Source organism: Bacillus sp. 1NLA3E (genome assembly GCF_000242895.2).
Taxonomy (GTDB): Bacteria; Bacillota; Bacilli; order Bacillales; family Cytobacillaceae; genus Bacillus_BU.
This window is the reverse complement of sequence record NC_021171.1, coordinates 3,364,127-3,387,491: the sequence shown is the minus strand read 5'-3', so window position 1 is coordinate 3,387,491 and position 23,365 is coordinate 3,364,127. Positions and strand designations below refer to the sequence as shown.

Below are 23,365 nucleotides of genomic sequence, written 5' to 3'. Positions count from 1 at the left end.
TTTTCCCTCCTCTTTTTTTTGTTTTCCGGCTGTTTTGCTCATACTAGAAAAATGCACTCACTAATGAAGAAAAGAGGAAAAAAATGGAGCCATTTATCCCTCAGCTTGTCTATATTGAGCCGCAAGCATTAGAGTACCCAATTGGAAGAGAACTGAAAGAGAAATTCACCAAAATGGGATTAGAAATTCGTGAAACCACCTCACATAATCAGATTCGTGGTATTCCTGGTGATAATGAGTTACAACAATATCGAAACGCCAAGTCCACACTTGTAGTGGGTGTTAGGAGAACGTTAAAATTTGATACATCTAAGCCGTCGGCAGAATATGCGATCCCGCTTGCCACTGGATGCATGGGTCACTGTCATTATTGTTACTTACAGACCACACTCGGTAGCAAACCATACATCCGGACCTACGTCAATTTAGACGATATTTTTGCTCAAGCTCAAAAATATATGGATGAAAGAAAACCAGAAATTACTCGATTTGAAGCAGCATGTACATCCGATATTGTGGGGATAGACCATTTAACTCATTCGTTGAAAAAAACTATAGAGTTTTTTGGACAATCAGAGTTGGGAAAATTACGGTTTGTTACAAAATTTCATCATGTCGACCATTTGTTGGATGCAAAGCATAATGGAAAAACACGTTTTAGATTTAGTGTGAATTCCAGGTATGTCATCAAGAATTTCGAACCGGGAACTTCTTCCTTCGATGAAAGGCTTGAAGGGGCTAGAAAGGTTGCCCACGCTGGGTATCCCCTTGGTTTTATCGTTGCCCCAATCTATATGCATGAAGGCTGGCAGGAAGGCTATTACGAGCTTTTTGATCGGCTAAGTCATGCTTTACAAGGAGTGGACTTGAAGGGGTTAACCTTTGAACTAATTCAGCATCGTTTTACAAAGCCAGCGAAAAGGGTCATTGAAAAAAGATACCCGAAGACTAAGCTAGAGATGGATGAGGAAAAGCGAAAATATAAATGGGGTAGATATGGAATTGGAAAATATGTTTATCCAACAGCCGAAGCCCAGGATCTTGATCAGACACTACGACAATATATTGGATCATTTTTTCCAGAAGCAGAAATAGAATATTTCACTTAAATAACTTGTACGCCGTACTATTTTTTCATGTAAGTGCTTAAAGATGTATCGAAGGAATACATCGATGGGAGTGGCTAACATGCTAATAGACGGTGTTTTTTCAGGTGGTGGTATCAAAGGCTTTGCCTTAATAGGTGCTTATGAAGAGGTTGAAAAAAAGGGTTTCCAGTTTGCAAGGTTAGCTGGAACAAGTGCAGGATCGATTATTGCAGCGTTAGTGACCGCAGGTTATACGAGCAAGGAAATATATAACCACCTTGATGGGCTTAACTTAAAGATGTTTATGGATGTGGGGAGAAGTTTAATTCCATTTCCGTTGGCTAAATGGCTTCTTGTTTATTGGAGGATGGGTTTATATAAAGGAAATCATTTGGAGAATTGGTTAACGGAAAAATTAGCAGCAAAAGGATTGCGAACTTTTTCAGATCTCCCTCCTCATACACTACGTATCATTGCATCGGACTTAACAAGCGGTCAAATGTTAGTATTACCAGATGACCTTACAAAGTATGGGATATCACAAGGCTCTTTTCCTATTGCAAAAGCGATTCGAATGAGTTGTAGTCTTCCATATTTTTTTGAACCAGTTAAATTAAAAACACCGACTGGAACTAATGTTGTGGTGGATGGTGGGGTGTTAAGTAATTTTCCAATGTGGTTATTTGATCAGGATCATATAAAAAAAATTCGGCCCGTTCTTGGAATTAAATTATCGAACCGTTCACAAGATCTTCCAAAAAAAAATATCAATAATGCTGTTAAACTTTTTGAAGCTTTATTTGAAACGATGAAAAATGCACATGATGCTAGGTATATTTCAAGAAAACACGAAAAGAATATTATTTTTATCCCCACAAAGGGAGTTATTAGTTTCGACCTCCAACTAACTGAGGAGGAAAAGCAAGCACTCATGGTATTAGGCAGGAACTCGGCGACAACCTTTTTTAAGACATGGAGTTATTAGCAAAAAAACTTAAAAGAAAAATCGAGTCAAAAAGAGGCTCGATTTTTCTTTTTACCTTTTTTTCCTTCAATGACAGTCAAATGAGCTGTAGGTTTTTTCTTTGATTTCATGTTTTTTTTCATGGTTGTGATCGGAGATACAGACCGGCGCGTCCCTTGACCTGATTCTTTTTGATGTAACCTTTTCTTTGACCTTTTTGCAGCCTTAACAAATGCCCGTTGCTCTCGCTTCTCAGGGTTGGAATTGTAAAACCGTGTTACGATAAAATAAACTGCCGTGCCAACGATAAGTACGACAGCTATACTTTTTAAAAAACCGGTCGGATTGGCAATATAATTACCAGCGACCCCAATAGCTGCCAAAATAATGAGTCCCATTACAATTAAAAGTGAAGTCCGATTTTTCAAGAAAGCCACCTCCCTAAGAGCATAATGAGCAAAAATAACCATTTTTAAACTACAAAGGTAAAGACTTTAGACAATTTCTTCACTTACACCATTTTCTTCTGTCTCTTTCTCTCGCTTTAAAAGTTCTTGAAAAGAAAGAATTGCCACTTCTACTTGTTCATCATTCGGTTCTTTTGTGGTAAGCATCTGTAGCCATAAGCCAGGCAACCCCAGCCATTTTAATACAGGAAGACTTCTCACCTTATTGGTTAGTTGTAACACTTCAAAAGAAATCCCTAATACAACTGGAATCAAGGCTACTCGGTTGACTAGCCGATACCACAATGGATCTGTTGGGACAAACATATAAATAAACACCCCAATAATTACGGTAAATAAAATGAAGCTACTGCCACAACGGTAATGAAGGCGTGGTTGGGATTGGACATTCGTAACTGTTAATTCCAAACCGTTTTCAAAGGTATTAATTACTTTATGCTCTGCACCGTGGTATTGAAACACCCTTTTGATAATTGGGGTAAAGGACACAAAATATATATATGAAAGGAGCAATAAAAGCTTAAAAAAACCTTCAACAAGAACTTGAGCAAAATGCCCAGGGAAAACAGGCTTGGTCATAGCTGCTAGAAAAACAGGAATCAGTGTAAAAATAAATTTTCCAAATAAGAAAGAAATGACACCAATGGTCGCAACCCCAAGATACATAGCCAATTTTGAAGTTTCCTGTTCTTTAAGAAGATGGTCCTCATTTGGATCCACATCGTACCTTTCCGTGGAAAAGTTTAAGTGTTTTGATCCATTAGCGCTGGCTTCAACTATTGCCACAATTCCTCTAATAAATGGGATACGCTTTAAATAAGCGGCAGTTGGATTGGTTTTTCGAGGTAAATGATAATAATCGATTGATGAATCTTTCCTTCGGACAGCAGTAACATAGTGATGTTTTCCGCCAAACATCACCCCTTCAACAACTGCCTGACCTCCGTAAATCGGTTTTTGTTCTTTTGCCATGGGTGTTAACACCAACCTATATTCTGTGATTTGACATAACAGCAAGAAAAGAAACTGTTCCTATCTATATTTATTCTACTAAAAAATAGATAAAACCTCTAGGCTGGAAGATTTCTTTTATTTTAAGTAGTAAGAATGAATAGTTTGTTAAATTTTATTGCTATGCAATGGAATAAATCCTCGTGGACATAATAGAAAATGGAGGTGTATAAAATGGCGGAAGAGCAAGCGAAATTGGAACAAGCAGAACAAGAAAAGCCATTATCATTTATGGCTATGGTCGTAACGATTGGGTTTGTTGGAGGAGTTTTTTGGAGTGCACTTGCTTATTTAGCATATGTGTTAAACTTTACTGAAATTCGACCTAGTGTCATTATTGAACCTTGGACAATTGGGGCATGGAAAGAAGAATGGTTGGGCACAGTTATATCCATTATATTACTTGGTGTTGTTTCGATAGGTGTTGCCATATTATATTACGTGACATTGAGGAAATTTGGAAGCATGTGGGTAGGGATAGGATATGGAGTTGCTCTGTTTTTACTGGTGTTTTTTGTATTAAACCCAATATTCCCAGGAATTCAGCCATTCAATGACCTAAAAAAAATGACTGTCATTACGTCTATTTGCTTTTATATATTATACGGGGTATTTATTGGATACTCGATTTCCTATGAAGAAAGCGAAATCCGAAATAGTGAGAAAAAGGAAAATGAGGTTCCTTCATAAGGGTTCGAGTAGTACGGACAAAATTAATTATGATAAAATGAACATATTCGATTTTGATTTAGAATCGGGTATTAGTTTGAATTAACGAGAAATAGATAACAAAATACCCCCTGATTCGCAAAGGAGAGGAAATACGATGGAAAAGCTTGAGAAATTGCGTTCAAATTTTGATAATCTTGGAATTGATGCTCTTCTGATAACCAGTCCTTATAATCGTCGCTATATGACTAATTTTACCGGGACTGCAGGAGTTGTCCTTATTTCCAAGGAAAATGCATTATTTATTACTGATTTCCGCTACATTGAACAAGCCTCAAAACAATGTGAAGGTTACACAATTGTTAAACACGGTAGTTCTTTGCGGGAAGAAATAGCTAACCAAACTGAAAAATTAGGGATTAAAAACCTGGGATTTGAGCAGGATTATGTTTCTTTTTCAGATTATAGTTCCTATAATGATGCTATAAAAGCAGAGTTAGTGCCAATTTCAGGAATAATAGAAAAGTTGCGCTTGATTAAGACGGATTCAGAGATTAAGATATTAAAGGAAGCAGCGGATATTGCAGATGCCGCATTTAAGCACATATTAGACTTCATTCTCCCAGGCTTAACAGAGCTTGAGGTGTCAAATGAATTAGAGTTCTTTATGAGAAAAGCTGGGGCAACATCATCTTCCTTTGATACAATTGTCGCTTCAGGACTTCGTTCTGCCCTTCCACACGGGGTGGCAACAGATAAAGTGATTGAAAAGGGCGATTTTGTCACACTTGATTATGGTGCATATCATAAAGGGTTTGTATCCGATATTACTCGTACTATTTCTGTTGGTGATCCAGATCCCAAACTTAAAGAGATTTATCAAATTGTCCTCGATGCTCAAGAACGCGGTGTAGAGGGAATTAAGCCAGGAATGTCTGGTAAAGAAGCGGACGCTTTGACTCGAGATTACATAACAGAAAAAGGATTCGGGGAATATTTTGGACATTCAACAGGACATGGTATTGGTCTTGAAGTCCACGAAGGTCCAGCCCTCTCTTTTAAATCTGACATCATCTTAGAACCTGGAATGGTGGTTACAGTCGAACCTGGTATCTATATCCCTGGTCTTGGCGGTGTTCGGATAGAAGATGATACATTGATTACAAAGGATGGCAATGAGCTGTTAACACACTCTACAAAAGAACTGATTATTCTTTAATTGAAACATTTAGGAGGATATTTTGCATGGTTTCTGTAAATGATTTTCGCACAGGATTAACGATTGAGGTTGACGGCAGTATTTGGCGTGTAATTGATTTCCAACACGTGAAGCCAGGAAAGGGAGCTGCGTTTGTACGGTCAAAACTTCGTAATATACGTACAGGAGCGATCCAAGAGAAAACGTTCCGTGCTGGTGAAAAAGTAGCAAAAGCACAAATTGATAACCGTAGAATGCAATACTTATATGCGAGTGGTGATCAACATGTTTTTATGGACAATGAGTCTTATGAACAAATTGAACTTCCGGCAACTGCAATTGAATATGAGTTAAAATTCCTAAAAGAGAATATGGAAGTTTCCATCATGACGTTCCATAGCGAAACACTTGGAGTTGAACTACCAAACACGGTTGTGCTTGAAGTAACTGAAACAGAGCCAGGAATTAAAGGGGACACTGCCTCTGGCGGTACAAAACCAGCCATTCTTGAAACTGGACTATCTGTTCAAGTGCCATTTTTCATAAACGAAGGTGACCGCTTAATTATCAATACTACGGACAGTAGCTATGTCTCTCGTGCATAATAACTTATGATAAAAAACTCGTTGGTCAATGACCAATGAGTTTTTTTATTTTACCCACTATTAGTCTGGATTCTTTCGGTTGGATAATGGAGTGAATCAACTTTTAGTTGCCAAGACCATTGAAAAAGGGGTTTCTTTAAGCTTTTAACAGTGATCATGGTTTTTTATTAAGGCTCTTTTCTAAAAGATTGTTGTTTTTTTAATAGGTTTTTGAAAAGAAAACCGTTGATAAAGAAGTTGATTGTAGCGGAAGGTGATCGACTCCTGCGGGAGCAGCGGGACAGGTGAGACCCCGCAGGAGCTTTAGCGACGAGGAGGCTCACCGCCCGCCCCGCGGAAAGCGAGCACCTGGAGCGGAAATCAATCACACTTCCATAGCAACAAAGTTTACGAAAATAGCCTTTATTAATTAAAGTATATATTTTCACGAAATAGTAATAATTAAAAGGATTTAACTAAAGATAATATTGTTAAAATAATCATAGTAATATCATCATCAACTAAGGAGGGGTGACAGCATTGAAACGACTCACAGCATTACTACTAACTGGAATAATAGCATTGAGTATACTTTCTGGCTGTAGTTCGAATAAAGAAAAGCTTTCATTAGACTCTAAGGACAAGGCATTACCAGATTACGTTTTAAACACATCGGACAAAATTAAAGAAACATATATTATGGCAGCAACATATCCGCAAGTGCTTGCATCAGTACCATGTTATTGCGGCTGTGGCGCAACTGACGGACATAAAAGTAATCTTGATTGCTTTGTTGATAAATTTGGAGACGATCAGAATGTCGAAGAATGGGATTCAATGGGTGTTTCCTGAGACCTCTGTATTGACATCGCCCGGGAGGCGGTAGAAATGGATCAAGCAGGAAAAGATTTAAAATATATCAATCATTACATTGTCGATAAATATAAAGATTTAGGTGAACCAACTCCAACTCCTGAACCAAAATAAGGGGAAATATATGAAAAAACTTTTAATTGGGATCTATATATTGGTAACAATAGGCATCATAGTTGTAGTTAGCAATAGTGGTTTATTGACAAAAAAAGATCATAAAGCCATTGATGCAGGGGAGAGAATTTATAACCAACAATGTTTTGCATGCCATGGAGAGAATGGAAAAGGTGAAGGTGCAAAAGAAGGCACGGCGATAAATAATCAACATTTTCTAAGCGTTTTTTCAGACAAAGATCTATTTAACCAAGTTAAGTATGGTCGAGAAGGAACGGTCATGCCAGCTTATGGTGCTAATTTAAGTGAAGAGGACTTGAAGCATTTAGTTGCCTATATTAGAAATTGGCAAACTAAATCTGTCGATCAAGACGTTCCTAAGAATATTAGTGGTAATCCAGAAAACGGACAGAAATTATACAAATTGTATTGTGCAAATTGTCATGGCTTCGAAGGGGTTGGAAAGAAAAAGATGGGAACTGTTTTAGCAAGTCCACAGTATTTGCGGTACACGAGTGATAAGCAAATCTGGGCAAGCACGGCATATGGTCGTGAAGATACTAGAATGGGTCCATCTTTAAAAGGATTAGAGGGTGTTAGACAATTTAGTGAATCACAAATTAACGATATCGTCACCTATATTCGAACTTTCCAAAATAAATAATCGTAAACACTCTGTATTTTTCAAAAAGTGCAGAGTGTTTTTTGCGTTCAATTGATGAAGGCTAACATTACAATTTTTAGATTATTCGGCGATTATTTGTAAGAAAATGTTCGGAAATGAAATGAATTATTATAGCTTGATTATATTAATATTCCTTTGTAATCCAAAAATAAAATTCACTTGAATAATGATATCTTGAAAAACTAATATCAAGACGGCAAATGTGAATATTTTCCGATTATTATTTGTCAAAAAGTTAACTATTTATGTTTTTAACAAAATGTTCACCGATGTCATCACTTTAGGATGCTAGAAAGGATTATAGTTTTTCTAAGAGGATTATAGTGAAAAATTGATTTAGATGCTAGTGAGGAGGAATATCATGCTTAAAAGATTAGCAACATTGTTCATGACTACGTTATTTTTGGCTAATATTGCCATTCCAAATGCAAAAGCAGAAGGGGAATTTCCTACAGAACAATTCCCGTATAAAGAAATGCAGATTCAAGTGATGCCAGAATTTGATTATCCAGATAATTGGCCAAAAGACCAGCCTTCCTTATTAGTGGGAAACTATGGAACCTACCAGAACAAAACAGGTTCGGACTATAATGGCGAAATTGAATTCCCAATTCCAGTTAACGATAAAAACTTTCAGATATATTTAGTGGCTGAGTTTCCTGCAGCTGATCAACCAGAGGTTCAACGTCCTTTTGAAATTAACAAAGAAAAAGGGGTCGTTACCTGGAAACCATCAAAAGCGGTTAAAAAAGATGGTACGTATCAGTTTGTTGTTGAGTATTATACAAACCCATTTGAAGCAGGAGACACAAAGAAGTTTAACTTTGAATATGTAAACCCTTCCGATGTTGAGAAATTAGATATCATCATGTATGCACCGCTTAATGCGAAGAATTTTAAAACAGACCCTAAAGCGGCCAATACTTCAAAAAGTGATTATGGTGAAGAGCTATATTATTACGAATATACTAACCTAAAAAAAGGGAACTCTGTAAAACTAGCAACTTCATACACTAAAAAAGATAATGAATCTACTTTGTCACTAATTAATAAACAGAACCCGCCAGATGATGCCAACCATAGTGGTACAACTGCTACCGATCAAGTAGCGAACGGCTCAACAGATAATAGCAAAAAAGCAGCAGACCAACCGATTATTGGAATCGGTGGAGCATCGGTCATTGGTGTCTCACTCATTATTGCTGGACTCTTTGTATTCTTTGGTTTAAAAGGTAATGTTCGCGGTGTGAAACCATCTATGAATAGTAATAAAAAAACTCAAAACAAGACAGTCGTTCAAAAAACAAATAAAAAAGATAAAACTGATCAAAAAACAAGTAAAAATGATACGGCAGATCAAAAAAAGAAACTTAGATCATTGTTGCTAAGTGGAAAGATCGATGATGAAACATATGAAAATGAAATGAAAAAATTAGGTTAAAGGGGTAGAGGGAATGAAAAAGAATACCATTGTCATGTTGGGCGGTTTCGTGATTGTTGGAGCAATTATTTTCCTTCTGATGGCTGCAACACCAGGTTCAAGCGGAATTGAATTAAAAATGGACGAACTTCTGAAAAATCAAGAAAAGTATCAAGACGACTATGTTACTGTTGAAGGTCTATTAATAGGAGATTCCATTAAATGGGACGCTGACAAGATTCAGTTGAAATTTGATTTAAAAGATAACGATGGAAACGTAATGCATGTAATCCATGATGGTATTAAACCTGATAACTTTGCAGAGGGTGTTATCGTGATTTTACAAGGGTCTCCAACGAATAAGAATACTTTTGTTGCAGAAACTGTAAAAACAAGATGTCCATCTAAGTATGAAGGTAAAGATATGAAAAACTACGACCCAGAAACGCACAAGGACAAACTTAACAAGAAGCCTTCAAGCGAAGAGTAAGAGGCAAAACTAAAAGAAGGTGACATAATGAATTTATTAGCTAACGCGACAATTTATGTAGGATTTGCACTGGCGATTTACTCATTTCTAATTATGACTCTTGGAATCAGTACCAAAAATCAAAAGCTTGTTAACAGCGGTAAGGGTGGAGTAATTGCAATTTTAGTTTGTTCGTCCCTAGCCATGATAATTCTTCTTTACTTTTTGGGTACATCGCACTTTGAGTACAAATACGTTACAGACTACACAAGCAGCGACCTGCCAGTCATATACAAATTAACTGCATTATGGGCAGGAAACTCTGGATCGCTTTTACTTTGGACATTCTTTTTAACATTATACATGGTGATGATTACCTTCTCTCGGAAAATGAAAGGTAATCCAATGGTTCCTTATATTGCATCGATTTTATTAGCAAATGCAATTTTCTTCTTCTTCATTCTTGGCTTTGTGGCAAAACCTTTCGAACTCTTAAGCCAGATACCAGCAGAAGGAAAAGGACTTAATCCTATGCTTCAAAATCCGGGGATGATTATCCATCCGGTTACTCTTTATTTAGGATATGTGGGACTTGCTGTACCGTTTGCATTTGCAATGGCAGCCCTAATTATGAAGAATATGGATGACTTCTGGATTAAGATGACAAGAAGATGGACGATTATCGCTTGGTTATTCTTAAGCTTAGGAAATATTTTTGGCGGACAGTGGGCATATGTTGAGCTCGGTTGGGGTGGATACTGGGCATGGGATCCAGTGGAAAACGCTTCGTTTATGCCTTGGTTAACTGCAACTGCCTTCTTGCATTCTGTTATGATTCAAGAACGCAAAAATATGCTCAAGGTTTGGAATATCAGCTTAATTGTCATTTCTTATGCCTTAACTTTATTTGGAACGTTCTTAGTGCGAAGCGGAGTACTAACATCTGTGCATGCCTTTGCCGATTCAAATTTAGGATTATACTTCCTTATTTTCATGGGTGTTGCCGTCATTGGTGCACTTTATGTCTTGATGAGTCGTTACAATTTAATCAAGCGCAGTGCTGGTGAATTCCAATCGTATGTTTCAAAAGAAAGTAGTTTCTTAATTAATAATCTATTATTGGTGGGCGCTGCATTCGCAGTTTTCTGGGGAACCATTTTCCCGCTTGTTTCTGAAGCCGTTCGCGGAACAAAGGTGACGGTTGGAATGCCTTTCTTTAATAAAGTTGAAGCACCAATATTATTATCGATGATGTTCATTATGGCTGTCTGTCCACTATTAGCTTGGCAGAAATCAACCTTAAAGAACCTACGAAAAAACTTTTTAATCCCAGCAATTTTAGCTGTGATTGGAATGGTATTAATGGTTATTTTAGGAATTCAAAAAGCATGGGCGGTTATTGGATACGGAGTAATTATTATCTTATTTACCACTCACTTCTTTGAATTCTACCGTGGCGTAAAAGCAAGAAGAAAGATGACTGGAGAAATGCCACTAATTGCGTTATACCGCTTAATGACTAAGAATAGAAGAAGATATGGCGGTTATCTCGTTCACATCGGTATTGCTTTCATCGCAATGGGTATTATCGGCTCACAAAACTATGATCTTCAAACGATGAAAACAATTGAGCTTGGTAAATCGATTGAAATTAAGGATTATAAACTCATTTATGACAAGCTTGATCAGCGTAAAGAGGGGATAAATGATATTGTTTATGCTGATTTGACAGTATTTAAGAATGGGAAAAAATTAGGTAGTTACGAAGCACAGAAAGTCTTCTATGGTAACTGGGAAGAGCCTTCCTCAGAGGTAGCCATTATCAGTTCACTTAAAGAGGATTTGTATATTGTTCTAAGTGCTTGGGAAGATGATGGACGTGGAACGTTTATTGTAAAAGTTAACCCAATGATGAATTGGTTATGGATTGGCTCCTTCATGATTGTGATAGGTTCTTTATTCGCAGTATGGAATGGCAGATATCAAAATATTACTCCTAGATATACCGGAGTAGATAAAGAGGTGTCTTAACGTGAATAGAAAGCTTTCAATAGGGCTTCTCATATTCTTGTTTATCTTTCAAGGTGCCTTGGCTGTTTTTGCGGCGGGAAATAAAAACTACGACTATAAGTCAAAGGAATTCAAGGCAGTAGGGTCACAGTTTATGTGCACATGCGGTTGCGGCCAGGATATCTATAACTGTGATATGCCAGGTTGCAGCGTTTCAAAAACGTTTAAAGAAGAAATAGTTGGCATGATGAATAAGGGAATGGATAAAGATCAAATAAAAAATTATTACGTCAATGCAATTGGGGAAGAAATCTTAACCGCTCCTGAACAGAAAGGATTTAGTTTAGTAGCTTGGATTCTTCCGTTTGCTGTTATGGGCGGGGCTGGAACAGGAGTTTTCTTTGTTATCCGTAAATGGGTGAAGAAAAAAGGAACAAATGAGCAAGGGCAAGAAGAAACCCAATCCCATGACGAAGTAGAAGAAGAAATCCTTTCTAGCATGATCGACTCGGAACGCAAAAAGTATCTTTAGGATGTGAACAGTATGGAGGATATTTCAATCATCTCAATGGTTTTTACAGCCGTTCTTGTACTAAGCTGTTTGTTTCTCATTTTAGCACCGCTGTTTAAATGGGATTCATATGTTCAGTTTCATTCAAATGAACAAAATTCTGCAATTGGAAAAGAAGTTCTATTTTCAACTTTGAATGAACTCGAATTTGAGTACAGGATGGAAAAAATATCCGAGAATGATTATAAGAAATTAAAGAAGCAATATGAAAGTCAAATATCAAAAGTGATGAAAACTGATGAGCTAAAAGCTGAAAAAACGGTTGACCCTTCAATTTTGGCAGAGGTGGAACGTGAAATTGAAGCAACGATGAAGCTTAATAAGGAGAAGAAGGAGGGAGGACGTTGATCAAGAGAATAACCGTGTTCCTTCTAGCCCTCATGCTTTTACCGACATTAAGCGCTTTTGCAAGTTCGGATTCAAAAATCAGCGCTGATATGGAGTATATTGTTTTATCTCCTGGCAATGATGGCTCAACACTAGTTACGGATATGGTGAGCTTTAAAAATCTAACAGACGAAGAGTATAAGGGTGATGGACAGACTGAGGGAGTCTTAAACATCTTATTACCTGTTGGAGCAACCAGCTTTTCGATGATGGATGGGAAAATTCAGTATAAGCTGACAGATACTGGGTTTATTACAACTGACCCAATCCCGGCGAAGGGGTCAACCACTTTGCCGTTCAGCTATCAAGTGAAACAAGGTCAAGATATTGTTCTGAAATTTACTTATCCAGTTGATCTATATCAAGTCTTAATTCCTGAAGGATCAGGTAGTGTTGATATTAAGGATGCAGAATTCACTAACCAAGGATCATTGAACTTTGATGAACAAAACTATACAGGTTATTCCATCCAAAACATTAAAGCAGGTCAAACAGTGACGATTGCTTATGACAAAGATAAACAGCCAACAGGAACAAATGCTACTGGAACTGGTACTACTTCAACTGAAAATAAAAACTTAGGCGATGTAACAAAATCCGCCCCGGCTTTTCATAATCCAGGGCATTTAAGAATGTGGGCTCAGTCACCTTTGCACAAATTTAACCCTCATATTTTGATGATTGTTCTCGGCGCTATTTTATTAGCAGGTATTGGTTATTATTCTTATTTTAAATTGAAGAATAGAGCTAAGAACGAAGCAAACGGAGTAGATAAAGAAGAACAAGTATTCAAACAACTGATGGCAAAGCAAAAGGCAATCTTAGATAAAATCATTGAATTAGAAGATAATCTTGGTAACGGACAGATGACTGAAGATGAATATAAAACAAAATTAGAGGCTTACAAGCAACATCTTGTTCAAGTTAAACTAAGTCTCCGTCAATTTGTTGAATAGCATCTGTGATTGAGGAGGGCCTCTAATGATTGAAATAAAGAAGCTCATAAAACAGGCGGATAATAAAGTAATATTACGAGGCATTGACCTCTCTATTAAAAAAGGTGAAACAGTAGCTATTTTGGGCCCAAACGGTGCTGGGAAAAGTACCTTATTAAAGGTTATTGCTACATTAATTAAACCTTCATCTGGAGAAGTTAACATTAACGGTATGGAATTAAAGAAAAATGCAACTGAGATTAAAAAGCTGATGGGGTATTTACCCCATTCTAGCTTGTTATATGAACACTATTCTCCACTTGAAAACCTTGTTTTCTTCGGGAACCTATATGGTGTTAAGGGAGTAGAGGAAAAAGCAATTGAATTAGTAAAAAGAGTAGGATTGTCATTCTTCTTAAAAGAACCAGTAAAAAACTTTTCACGAGGAATGATTCAGCGTATTGCGATTGCTAGGGCGATAGTGCACGATCCGGAATTGTTATTACTAGATGAACCACATACTGGGTTGGATCAAGGCGCCATTTCAATTTTGAATGAAGTCATTATTTCCATGAAAAATAAGGGTGCGACAACATTAATGGTCACACATGATTTTAAGCAGGCGGCAGAAATTTGTGACCGGATTATTTTTATAAAAGACGGTAAAATTGTCGATGACTTTTTGATGACTGAAAAAGAAATTGATTTGCTAACTGAAAAATATCAACAGCTGATGGAGGGAGTATCATGAGTTTTTTTAAAACAGCCCTCTTAATTGCTCAAAAAGATTTGTACTCTGAACTAAAAACAAAGCAAGTGCTGGCAACGATGATCATTTTTGCGGGTCTTACGATTTTAGTTTTTAGTTTTGCGTTTGACCCATCGAACAACACGACGAAGGCCGTTATTCCAGGTGTTATCTGGGTAATTATCGTGTTTTCGGGCATTTTAGGATTAAACCGTTCGTTCATTTCTGAACAAAAAAATGATACGATGCAGGGTTTATTAATTTCGCCAATGGAGCCTGCTAGTATTTATTTAGGAAAGTTCATGGCGAACTTCACTATGATTGCCATAGTTGAGTTAGTCTCGATTCCATTTTTATTCCTATTATTTGATTTTAATTACATTGGTAGCTTTCCTTATTTTATCTTCGTCCTTCTGATAGGGAGCTTTGGATTTGTCAGTATTGGAACGTTCTTGGCATCTCTCGCAGCTAATTCAAAAAGTAGCGAAATGTTGTTGCCACTTTTGTTATTTCCGGTAACGAGTCCAATCCTTATTGGGGCTGTACAAGCTACAAGAATTATCCTTACCAATATTGAAAAATTGCCAGATGCAATTGCTTGGATCCAGTTAATCGGAGCTTATGATGTCATTTTCTTTGTACTTTGTTTGATATTAATTGATTACGTCCTGGAGGTATAAAAATGAGTATGAATATGGAAAAAGGGCAAAATGGTTTAAAGCCTGTTCCCCCGACTTTTGAGAAAGCATCTACCATCCAAAAAATATTGGCAGCTGCCACTGTTATTGCCTTGATTGCTGGATTATCTTTAGTTTTTCTGTATGCACCAGTTGAAAAGGTAATGGGAATGGTACAAAAGATATTTTTTGTGCATGTTCCAATTGCTTGGGTTGCATTCCTGGCCTTTTTTGTAACATTTGTATTTAGCATACTTTTTCTAGTAACAAGAAAACGCTTATATGATACTTATGCTTATATTTCTGCTGAAATAGGGGTTGTCTTTACAACTCTAGTATTAATAACTGGTATGATTTGGGCAAAATCTTCTTGGAATACATGGTGGGCATGGGAGCCAAGACTTACAACTTCTCTGATCCTTTGGTTTATCTATCTTGCATATGTCATGATCCGTCAAATGGATGGAGTTTGGGAGAAAAAAGCAAGATTAGGTGCAGTATTTGGGATTATTGGTTTTGTTGATGTGCCGATTGTATTCATGGCAATTCGTTGGTGGAATACAAAATTTCATCCAGTTGTTTTTGGAGAAGGTACTAATCAATCTGGTGGAGGGATTTCTCCAGAAATGCTTGTTGCTTTGCTTACGATGATTGCAGCTACAACGCTCCTTTATTCTTTCCTTCTTGTAAGAGGAGTTTCTCTAGAGAAAATGAAAATTAAGGTTGACCATTATAAAGAACAAGTGAGAGAAGCAATTAAATAAGGAGGATGGAATGATGGGTTACATGGTTGCTGCGTATACAATTGCAAGCGTCACTATTTTTGGTTATGTATTGCTTCATGGGGTGCGTCGAAAAAAAATCCATAACGAAATCGAATACCTTAAGCAATTAGACTAAATAAAAGAGTCAAGGCACCTGCTTATCGGTGATCAGCACAAGACAAATTGGCCAGAAGGTCGTTCTTTGACCTTTGGACTGATTGGCTTGTGAACTCGAGCGATGGAGCTGGCGTATCTAACTAACTTACTGATATTTGAAAAGAAAATCTCAAAAGGAAGATCCGGGGGAGAAGTACTCATGAATAAACGAAGTATCAAAATCCTCGTTTTATTGTTGCTAGTAGGTTTATTTGTCTATTTTGGAGTAGCATTAGCAAATAGAGGAAAATTTGTTGATGTTGGTGATAAAGCATATGACTTCCAAATGGAAGATCTTAAAGGGAAAACGATCAAGCTGTCCGATTATAAAGGCCAGGTAGTTGCAGTTAACTACTTTGCCACATGGTGTAATCCATGTGTGGAGGAAGCGCCTGATCTTGAAGCTTTTGACAAAGAATACGGTGACACATACAAACTGTTAATAATTGATCGTGGTGAAACAAGAGACCGTGTAAATAAATTTGTAAAAAAGAACAAAACAACCTCTACCTACTTAATGGACTTCGATAATAAGGTTTCAAAAGCATACAATGTTGTAGCTCAACCAGAGACTTTCATTATCGATAAAAAAGGAGTCATTCGGGAGCATTATATTGGACCTATTTCTAAGGAAGACTTATACGGGCTCGTTTCCAAATATGAATAGTTGAAGGTAAGGACGCAATGCTCAGTCAGCATTGTGTCTTTTTTTATGCTATTCAAGTCAACCAAAGCTATTAACTTGAAACGGAAAATAAGCTTTTATCCGTGCCTGTACAGCTAGTTTCCCGGGCAATACCGGTGTTTGAGCCTCGGACTTTAGGGCCGAAAAGGGGATTGGAACGGGTCTATTAGTCACTTGTTCTTCTAATATTAAATAGGGTATTCGATAAAAGGAAACCCCGAAAGTCCGCGCAAGTGTTTCCGCCTTCTGAACTGCATCCTTTCCAGCTAGCGAAAGCGCATGTTGGTAGAAGGCCTCGGAATTCTTTAAGGAAAATTGGATGCTCTGGACGGCATTCGCCCCATTTTGGACAGAAGCATCGACAATTTTTCCTGCTTCGCTGATTTTAGTAGAAGTAATTTCTAATAAATGGGTGACTCGATAGCCTTGAAAAACCTGTTTTCCATCTTCATATCGATATTGAGGGTCAATGCGATAGTCCACCGTTCTAATGTCATCTCGGATTATTCCCATTTCGATTACACCCGTGATAACTTTAGTAATCATGATTCCATTCTGTGTTTGTGCTGATTGTAATTCTATGCCATCAGTAAAAACACCCAGTGTGATTTTCAAAACATCGGGCTCAGCTGAAACGACACCCTCTCCAAAAACGTGAATTCCATGATTGTTTGAGGATACCCCCATTTTGTTGCCCCCAATCACATTCTTTTTTTTAATGTATTCAGTGATCCTTTTTCTGCTCATAAACAGTCTGAGAAATATTTATTCCACCTCCACAAGTCCTGTTATAGCAAAATTGAAAGTCATATTGTAGCCAAGCAGGCATACATTTTAAATAATGAAAGGCAAGCTTTGAGGAGGAAATATTGTGAAAACCGTTCTATCCTTTTTACCAAACACTATTGCTGATGCAGTAAAAATGCTCCCTCCTATGATAAAGGATAGTGTCGAGGAAATTCGGATCCGAATCAATCGACCTATCGAAATAACCGCCAATGGGATTCCTCAATTTATGGCACATATCGTAACAGAAGTTGATGCCGTTCAGCTCATCAATAAAATCAGTCATTTTTCTATTTATACATTAGAGGAAGAGTTAAAGCGTGGCTATGTCACTATCGATGGTGGTCACAGAATAGGACTAGCTGGGAAAGTTATTCTTGAAAATGGGCAGGTCAAAGCAATTAGAAATATTTCGTCATTTAATATTCGGATTGCCAAAGAAAAAATTGGCATTGCTGATTCTCTTATTCCTTATTTATACAAAGAAAATTGGCAACATACGATGATTATTGGCTCCCCGCAAACAGGGAAGACGACCCTGCTTCGTGATATTGCACGGATTATTTCAAGTGGTTATCTGCCAATGCAATTACCACCATTTAAGGTAGGAATTGTGGACGAACGGTCGGAAATAGCGGGATCTGTAAACGGAATTCCACAACTATCCTTTGGTCCGCGTATCGATGTTTTAGATGCTTGTCCAAAAGCCGAGGGAATGATGATGATGATCCGATCGATGAGTCCAGATGTTTTGGTGGTAGATGAAATTGGTCGTAAAGAGGATGCTGAGGCAATTATGGAGGCAGTTAACGCTGGGATTAAATTGATTATGACGACCCATGGTAACTCGTTAGCAGAAGTCCAGAGACGGCCATCACTTCAATATATTCTTAATCAAGGGATATTTGAGCGATATGTGGAATTAAGCCGAAAAAACGGCCCTGGAACTGTTACATGTATAAAGAACAGTTCTGGGGAAGAGATTTTTCAAAAAGTGAGAGTGAACTAAAATGATAAAAATCATTGGAGCGGTGTTTATCATTGTGGCCACCACCTGGATAGGATTTGAAGCTTCAAGACATTTAAGTGAACGCCCTCGCCAACTTAGATTGCTAAAATCAGCTCTTCATTCATTGGAAGCAGAAATTATGTATGGACATACTCCGCTCCATGAAGCTGCTCGGAGGTTATCTACACAAATGGCAAAACCGTTATCATGGTTTTTTGAAAGCTTTGCAGGAAAATTAACTAGCTCTGAGACAACTGTAAAAATAGCTTGGGATGAAAGCCTTAATGAGATTTGGAAATTAACAGCCTTTAAGCAAGGCGAATATGAAATTATGAAACAGTTTGGTGAGACACTAGGCCGTCATGATCGAGTCTCCCAACAAAAACAAATTATGCTTACGCTTTCTCATCTAGAGAGAGAAGAGGTTGATGCATATGAAAGGCAATCTAAATACGAAAAAATGGTGAAAAGTCTTGGGTTCTTGTCAGGTCTGCTACTGATCATTTTACTGATGTAAATTTAGGGAAAATCGCAACTGTAACTGTATTCATCATAACGATAGGAGTTTAGGGGGAAAACGAATGGGTTTAGAGGTCGATGTAATATTTAAAATTGCCGGTGTTGGTATAGTCGTAGCCTTTTTGCATACCATTCTCGAACAAGTTGGAAAAAAGGAATACGCCCAGTGGGTGACCCTATTTGGATTTATCTATATATTGTTCATGGTTGCATCGATTGTTGATGACCTGTTTCAAAAAATTAAGTCAGTCTTTCTATTCCAAGGATAAAGGAGGGACTCGCTATTGAAATTCTTCAAATTGTCGGAGTAGCGCTTGTCTCAACCTTCCTTGCACTGATTTTAAAGGAGCAAAAGCCCAACTTTGCTTTTCTCCTGATTGTTTTTGTTGGTTGTGCGATATTCCTTTTCCTTGTCGATCAAATTTACGAAATTATCCAAATGATTGAAAAAATAGCTATAAATGCCAAAGTTAACCTGATTTATGTTGAAACCATTTTGAAAATAATTGGAATTGCTTATATCGCAGAATTTGCAGCCCAAATTACTAAGGATGCAGGACAAGGTGCAATCGCCGCAAAAATTGAACTTGCTGGCAAAATACTAATTTTAGCGATGGCTATTCCCATTTTGACAGTGATGATTGAAACCATTATTAAATTAATCCCGAACTAGTCACAGCAAATCCCATCGTTTAGGTAGGTGAATCATTTGAAGCAGCGATTGTCGTTTGTTCCTTTCATCATTCTCTTGGTTTTTATTTTTTTCATACAACCGGTACAAGCCATTGGAAATCAAGATACCTTAAGCCCTGATAAGCTGGTAGATTCGCAATTAGAGAGTTTGAATATTGATGAGTTAAAGCAATATTGGGATGATATCGAGCAAAAATATGGAGGGTTCTTACCAGAAAGCCAAAAAGGGAGTTTATATGATTTCATAAAAGGAAGTAAAGATTTTTCCCTTAAAGAATGGTCTTCAGGAATAGTCAAATTCACTTTTCATGAATTTATCATAAATGGAAAATTGCTTGGTTCTTTGATCATGCTGACAATCTTTAGTATGTTTTTACAATCATTGCAAAATGCCTTTGAAAAGGGTGCTGTTAGTAAGGTTGCTTATGCGATTGTGTTCATGGTTTTGATGATTATTGCGTTAAATAGCTTTCATGTCGCTATCAATTATACAAATGAAGCCATAGGAACGATGATCGACTTCATTCTTGCGTTAATTCCCTTACTCCTGGCCTTAATTGCATCATCAGGTGGCTTGGTTTCTGCAGCATTCTTTCATCCGGTAATTTTGTTTTTAATGAATACCAGCGGGATCTTTATCCAGAATATTATTCTGCCTCTGTTATTCTTATCCACTCTGTTAAGTATAGTGAGCATTTTAACTGAACATTACAAAGTAACTCAATTGGCACACCTTTTGAGAAATTGGAGTATCGGCCTACTAGGGTTATTTTTAACAATATTCCTAGGCGTTATTTCCGTTCAAGGGGCTTCGACGGCTGTAGCGGATGGGATTACCATCCGGACCGCGAAGTTTGTAACCGGAAACTTTATCCCGGTGATTGGCAGAATGTTTACCGATGCTACAGATACTGTGATCGGTGCTTCCGTTTTGCTTAAAAATACAGTTGGGATTGCAGGTGTTGCTATTCTTTTGCTCATCGTAGCTTTCCCAGCGATTAAAATTCTTATGATCGCCTTTATATATAAATTCGCAGCAGCCATTCTTCAGCCGCTTGGTGGAGGTCCTATCATTTCTTGTTTGGATATCATTAGTAAAAGTGTCATCTATGTATTTGCAGCTTTAGCCATTGTATCGCTTATGTTTTTCTTAAGTATTACAGTGATTATTGCAGCGGGGAATTTAACGATGATGGTTAGGTAGGTGAGGGAAAATTGGAGTTTCTTAAAGAGTGGATCACCAATATCATTCTATTTATCTTACTAGCTACTGTAATAGATATGCTTTTACCAAATTCCAATATGCAAAAATACACGAAAATGGTCATCGGGCTCCTGTTAATAACCATTATCCTTTCACCAATCTTTAAACTAATCTCCAGTGATTTTGAAGGGCGACTTGCCAGAATTCCGAGTCTGGAGAAAACGAGTGACAAAAAGATGGGAAATTTAATAGAAATGAAGAAAAAAGAAATACAAGCTTCACAACATGCATATATTTTAGAAACAATGGCTGTCCAATTAGAAAAGGACGCAAAAAAGGAGCTGATGGATCAGTACGGATTACAAATTGCCAATATCGATATTTCTATAAACGAAAAAGATCAGCGAGCTTTCCCTGGGAATTTGGAAAAGGTCATTGTTGATGTTCAAAAGCCTAATCCTAAATCTGATGCAATAGAAGTAATAGAGTCAGTAGACATCAGTACAGCTGAACCTCTTCCATCTAAGCGAAATAATGATAAAGCAAAAATTGCTACACTTCTTTCGAAAAAATGGAATATTGACGAGCAAACCATTGAGGTGGAAATGGTAGAGGGGGGGGGATAGATTAGAATGGAAAATGAAAAAGGTCCAATATCTTGGGTTAAAAAACTAATTTCAAATGATTCCTCGGGGAAAAAAAAGGGCAAATATCAATATTTAATCATTGTGTTTTTGTTGGGAGCAGCCATTATGCTCATTAGTAATATATTTTTAAAAGATAGTACGGCTAACAAAGAATCACCCGTATTCAGTAATATTAAAGAAACTCAGAACAATGGCGGTGATGTAGCTGCCTTTGGTAAAAAAAGTTCTAAACAAAATGGAGAAATTACTGATTACGAGCGTTCATATGAAAATCAGCTAAAGGATGCACTTGAAGGGATTAAAGGGGTTAGTGATGTAACAGTAGTAGTCAACGTTGAAGCAACCGAAAAACAGGTGCTTGAAAAAAACAACAAAACCCAAACACAAGTTACCGATGAAATAGATCGTGAAGGTGGAAAAAGGAAAGTAGAGGATGCTTCGCAAGAAGATTCATTGGTGATAATTCGCGATGGTGAAAACGAAGTTCCGGTGGTTGTAGAAACAAAGAAACCGGAGATTCGAGGAGTCCTTGTGGTAGCAAAAGGTGCGGATAATATTCAAGTGAAAAGCTGGATTATTGAAGCTGTGACTCGAGCATTGGGTGTGCCAAGTCATCGAGTTGCCGTAATGCCCAAAAAAAATTAAGGGGGATTTTATAGATGTTATTGAAAAAGCAAACCGTTTGGCTTCTTACGATGCTAAGTTTAGTGGTGGTTTTATCGGTGTATTACATTACATCACCAGAACAAAAAGTATCGAACATGGCAAATGTTGAAGGTCAGTCAAAGGTAACACAAGAGGAAAAGCCAGCCGATTCAACTACGAAATCAAATGATGGAAAGACTGTCATTTCTGGAGTGGCTAGTGACGAAGCCTTTGAAGCGTTGCGACTGGAATTAGAGGACAAACGAAATCAATTAAAAGAAGAACTAAATACCATTATGGCTTCAACCAACTTACCACCCGAAAAGCGTAGCGATGCATACGATCAAATGAAACAGCTCGATGAACTTTCTACAAAGGAAAGTGTCTTGGAAACAATGATAAAAACAATGGGATATGACGATGCACTGGTGCGTGCAGATGGTGAAAAAGTACGTATTACAGTAAAATCCGCAAAAAACCATTCACCATCAGCAGCAAATGATATAATTCAACTGGTTAGATCCGAAATAGGTGAACTACAAAACGTTGCTGTAACCTTCCAACCCTCAAAGTAAAATAATAATTTGTTTAGATGGGATAATTTTATTTCTTGTGTCCATACTAGACAAATAAAGGGGAGAGCCAAGGTGGCTTTCCCTTTATTTTGAGGTTTATTACGTAGGTAATTGTGAATTTTATAAATTTCGAATAAAAAAAATTCACTTTCTTTTCAGAAAAGTTTATTATATTATTGTAATTTGATTAGCGAATAAACTCAAAGATGAATCCGATGTTGAACTTTGATGAGGTAATATCGTATGATGTTAGTAGCTAGTCATAATAAAATAATATAATTATTGGGGTAGGGGAGTGTCAAAAAATGTTAAAAGTGCAAGAGATTCGGGAATTGATTAAGTTGGTCGATCAGTCTAGTATTAATGAGTTTGTTTATGAGCACGAAGGCTACAAAATTGAAATGAAAAAGAACAATGTTGAAAGAATCGTGGTTTCAGAACCGGTAGCACCAGTTGCACCAGTAGCTGCTGTCCAAGTGGCTCAACCAAAAGTTGTTGAAACAGCAGCTGTAAGTCAACCTGTTGTTCAAGAAGCTCCTAAGGCAGCACCAGTGAATGTTGATCAAGAAAATTTACATAAGATCACTTCACCAATGGTAGGTACATTCTATCAGTCACCATCTCCTGATACAGATGCTTATGTAAAAGCTGGTTCAAAGGTTTCTAAAGACTCAATCGTCTGTATCGTTGAGGCTATGAAACTATTTAATGAAATTGAAGCAGAAATTAACGGTGAAATAGTGGAAATATTGGTTAAAGATGGACAACTAGTAGAATACGGCCAACCTCTATTCCTGGTTAAGCCTGAATGA

At 37.3% G+C, this 23,365-nt stretch carries 30 protein-coding genes; 27 read left to right on the top strand and 3 right to left on the bottom strand.

The annotated features are described in order from the left end of the window. The first annotated feature begins 83 nt into the window (after nucleotides 1–83). Both splB and B1NLA3E_RS16210 read left to right on the top strand, forming a co-directional pair. A complete protein-coding gene (gene splB / locus B1NLA3E_RS16215) occupies nucleotides 84–1,109 on the top strand; it encodes a spore photoproduct lyase (protein ID WP_015594920.1) in 1,026 nt (341 codons plus the stop codon). 79 nt (nucleotides 1,110–1,188) lie between these two features. After that, nucleotides 1,189–2,073, top strand: coding sequence for a patatin-like phospholipase family protein (locus tag B1NLA3E_RS16210; RefSeq protein ID WP_015594919.1), 885 nt, complete (start codon nucleotides 1,189–1,191; stop codon nucleotides 2,071–2,073). Nucleotides 2,074–2,099: 26 nt separating this feature from the next. Here B1NLA3E_RS16210 and B1NLA3E_RS16205 read toward each other — a convergent pair whose 3' ends face one another. Both B1NLA3E_RS16205 and B1NLA3E_RS16200 read right to left on the bottom strand, forming a co-directional pair. After that, a complete protein-coding gene (locus B1NLA3E_RS16205; protein WP_328285183.1) occupies nucleotides 2,100–2,489 on the bottom strand; it encodes an SA1362 family protein in 390 nt (129 codons plus the stop codon). A gap of 57 nt (nucleotides 2,490–2,546) precedes the next feature. Then, a complete protein-coding gene (locus tag B1NLA3E_RS16200) occupies nucleotides 2,547–3,491 on the bottom strand; it encodes a DUF1385 domain-containing protein (RefSeq protein ID WP_015594917.1) in 945 nt (314 codons plus the stop codon). Nucleotides 3,492–3,704: 213 nt separating this feature from the next. On the opposite strand from B1NLA3E_RS16200, the gene B1NLA3E_RS16195 reads away from it, so the two are divergent. The 16 genes from B1NLA3E_RS16195 (at nucleotide 3,705) to B1NLA3E_RS16125 (ending at nucleotide 16,457) form a co-directional block, all read left to right on the top strand. Beyond that, a complete protein-coding gene (locus B1NLA3E_RS16195) occupies nucleotides 3,705–4,220 on the top strand; it encodes a YqhR family membrane protein (RefSeq protein WP_015594916.1) in 516 nt (171 codons plus the stop codon). Nucleotides 4,221–4,356: 136 nt separating this feature from the next. Continuing rightward, entirely contained in the window at nucleotides 4,357–5,418 is a 1,062-nt protein-coding gene (locus B1NLA3E_RS16190; RefSeq protein WP_015594915.1) for a M24 family metallopeptidase, read from the top strand. A gap of 26 nt (nucleotides 5,419–5,444) precedes the next feature. Beyond that, on the top strand, nucleotides 5,445–6,002 hold the full coding sequence (gene efp, locus B1NLA3E_RS16185) for an elongation factor P (protein ID WP_015594914.1): 558 nt from the start codon (nucleotides 5,445–5,447) through the stop codon (nucleotides 6,000–6,002). 519 nt (nucleotides 6,003–6,521) lie between these two features. Beyond that, nucleotides 6,522–6,968, top strand: coding sequence for a PCYCGC motif-containing (lipo)protein (locus tag B1NLA3E_RS26045; RefSeq protein ID WP_442852644.1), 447 nt, complete (start codon nucleotides 6,522–6,524; stop codon nucleotides 6,966–6,968). 10 nt (nucleotides 6,969–6,978) lie between these two features. Beyond that, nucleotides 6,979–7,632: a c-type cytochrome gene (locus B1NLA3E_RS16175; RefSeq protein ID WP_051120164.1), complete on the top strand. Its 654-nt coding sequence runs from the start codon at nucleotides 6,979–6,981 to the stop codon at nucleotides 7,630–7,632. A 382-nt stretch (nucleotides 7,633–8,014) separates the two neighbouring features. Beyond that, nucleotides 8,015–9,094 (top strand): hypothetical protein, encoded by a 1,080-nt coding sequence (locus B1NLA3E_RS16170; protein ID WP_015594912.1) that lies wholly within the window; start codon nucleotides 8,015–8,017, stop codon nucleotides 9,092–9,094. A gap of 13 nt (nucleotides 9,095–9,107) precedes the next feature. Then, nucleotides 9,108–9,563, top strand: a complete 456-nt coding sequence (locus tag B1NLA3E_RS16165; protein WP_015594911.1) for a cytochrome c maturation protein CcmE — start codon at nucleotides 9,108–9,110, stop codon at nucleotides 9,561–9,563. Between the two features lie 27 nt (nucleotides 9,564–9,590). Further along, nucleotides 9,591–11,573 carry a heme lyase CcmF/NrfE family subunit gene (locus B1NLA3E_RS16160; RefSeq protein ID WP_015594910.1) on the top strand — a complete coding sequence of 661 codons (1,983 nt, stop codon included), beginning with the start codon at nucleotides 9,591–9,593 and terminating at the stop codon, nucleotides 11,571–11,573. Nucleotide 11,574: 1 nt separating this feature from the next. Then, nucleotides 11,575–12,084, top strand: a complete 510-nt coding sequence (locus B1NLA3E_RS16155; protein WP_015594909.1) for a cytochrome c-type biogenesis protein — start codon at nucleotides 11,575–11,577, stop codon at nucleotides 12,082–12,084. Between the two features lie 12 nt (nucleotides 12,085–12,096). Beyond that, nucleotides 12,097–12,471 (top strand): hypothetical protein, encoded by a 375-nt coding sequence (locus tag B1NLA3E_RS16150; protein WP_144061498.1) that lies wholly within the window; start codon nucleotides 12,097–12,099, stop codon nucleotides 12,469–12,471. Continuing rightward, on the top strand, nucleotides 12,468–13,466 hold the full coding sequence (locus tag B1NLA3E_RS16145) for a hypothetical protein (RefSeq protein WP_015594907.1): 999 nt from the start codon (nucleotides 12,468–12,470) through the stop codon (nucleotides 13,464–13,466). Before B1NLA3E_RS16150 ends, B1NLA3E_RS16145 begins: the two co-directional genes overlap by 4 nt. 25 nt (nucleotides 13,467–13,491) lie before the next feature. Beyond that, a complete protein-coding gene (gene ccmA / locus B1NLA3E_RS16140; protein WP_015594906.1) occupies nucleotides 13,492–14,196 on the top strand; it encodes a heme ABC exporter ATP-binding protein CcmA in 705 nt (234 codons plus the stop codon). Next, nucleotides 14,193–14,873 (top strand): heme exporter protein CcmB, encoded by a 681-nt coding sequence (locus B1NLA3E_RS16135; protein ID WP_015594905.1) that lies wholly within the window; start codon nucleotides 14,193–14,195, stop codon nucleotides 14,871–14,873. Before ccmA ends, B1NLA3E_RS16135 begins: the two co-directional genes overlap by 4 nt. Nucleotides 14,874–14,875: 2 nt before the next feature. Continuing rightward, nucleotides 14,876–15,634: a cytochrome c biogenesis protein gene (locus B1NLA3E_RS16130; protein WP_015594904.1), complete on the top strand. Its 759-nt coding sequence runs from the start codon at nucleotides 14,876–14,878 to the stop codon at nucleotides 15,632–15,634. Nucleotides 15,635–15,644: 10 nt separating this feature from the next. Beyond that, nucleotides 15,645–15,770, top strand: coding sequence for a CcmD family protein (locus tag B1NLA3E_RS24215; RefSeq protein WP_083935119.1), 126 nt, complete (start codon nucleotides 15,645–15,647; stop codon nucleotides 15,768–15,770). Nucleotides 15,771–15,950: 180 nt separating this feature from the next. Further along, on the top strand, nucleotides 15,951–16,457 hold the full coding sequence (locus tag B1NLA3E_RS16125; RefSeq protein ID WP_041580611.1) for a TlpA family protein disulfide reductase: 507 nt from the start codon (nucleotides 15,951–15,953) through the stop codon (nucleotides 16,455–16,457). A 57-nt stretch (nucleotides 16,458–16,514) separates the two neighbouring features. On the opposite strand, the gene B1NLA3E_RS16120 is transcribed toward B1NLA3E_RS16125, so the two are convergent. Then, nucleotides 16,515–17,162, bottom strand: coding sequence for an SIMPL domain-containing protein (locus tag B1NLA3E_RS16120; protein ID WP_051120163.1), 648 nt, complete (start codon nucleotides 17,160–17,162; stop codon nucleotides 16,515–16,517). Nucleotides 17,163–17,346: 184 nt separating this feature from the next. Between B1NLA3E_RS16120 and spoIIIAA the strand changes: the two genes are divergently transcribed. The 9 genes from spoIIIAA (at nucleotide 17,347) to accB (ending at nucleotide 23,365) form a co-directional block, all read left to right on the top strand. Then, nucleotides 17,347–18,270, top strand: a complete 924-nt coding sequence (gene spoIIIAA / locus B1NLA3E_RS16115) for a stage III sporulation protein AA (RefSeq protein ID WP_015594901.1) — start codon at nucleotides 17,347–17,349, stop codon at nucleotides 18,268–18,270. Between the two features lies 1 nt (nucleotide 18,271). Further along, complete coding sequence (gene spoIIIAB / locus B1NLA3E_RS16110; protein WP_015594900.1) at nucleotides 18,272–18,787, top strand: stage III sporulation protein SpoIIIAB; 516 nt, start codon at nucleotides 18,272–18,274, stop codon at nucleotides 18,785–18,787. A 64-nt stretch (nucleotides 18,788–18,851) separates the two neighbouring features. After that, nucleotides 18,852–19,058, top strand: coding sequence for a stage III sporulation protein AC (spoIIIAC, locus tag B1NLA3E_RS16105; protein ID WP_015594899.1), 207 nt, complete (start codon nucleotides 18,852–18,854; stop codon nucleotides 19,056–19,058). Further along, nucleotides 19,055–19,462: a stage III sporulation protein AD gene (spoIIIAD, locus tag B1NLA3E_RS16100; protein WP_187292193.1), complete on the top strand. Its 408-nt coding sequence runs from the start codon at nucleotides 19,055–19,057 to the stop codon at nucleotides 19,460–19,462. Before spoIIIAC ends, spoIIIAD begins: the two co-directional genes overlap by 4 nt. Nucleotides 19,463–19,498: 36 nt before the next feature. Next, entirely contained in the window at nucleotides 19,499–20,686 is a 1,188-nt protein-coding gene (gene spoIIIAE / locus B1NLA3E_RS16095; protein WP_041580609.1) for a stage III sporulation protein AE, read from the top strand. 11 nt (nucleotides 20,687–20,697) lie between these two features. Continuing rightward, nucleotides 20,698–21,312 (top strand): stage III sporulation protein AF, encoded by a 615-nt coding sequence (gene spoIIIAF / locus B1NLA3E_RS16090; protein ID WP_015594896.1) that lies wholly within the window; start codon nucleotides 20,698–20,700, stop codon nucleotides 21,310–21,312. 6 nt (nucleotides 21,313–21,318) lie between these two features. Next, a complete protein-coding gene (spoIIIAG, locus tag B1NLA3E_RS16085) occupies nucleotides 21,319–21,978 on the top strand; it encodes a stage III sporulation protein AG (protein ID WP_015594895.1) in 660 nt (219 codons plus the stop codon). A 14-nt stretch (nucleotides 21,979–21,992) separates the two neighbouring features. Beyond that, entirely contained in the window at nucleotides 21,993–22,553 is a 561-nt protein-coding gene (locus tag B1NLA3E_RS16080) for a SpoIIIAH-like family protein (RefSeq protein WP_015594894.1), read from the top strand. 305 nt (nucleotides 22,554–22,858) lie between these two features. Continuing rightward, nucleotides 22,859–23,365: an acetyl-CoA carboxylase biotin carboxyl carrier protein gene (gene accB, locus B1NLA3E_RS16075; protein ID WP_015594893.1), complete on the top strand. Its 507-nt coding sequence runs from the start codon at nucleotides 22,859–22,861 to the stop codon at nucleotides 23,363–23,365.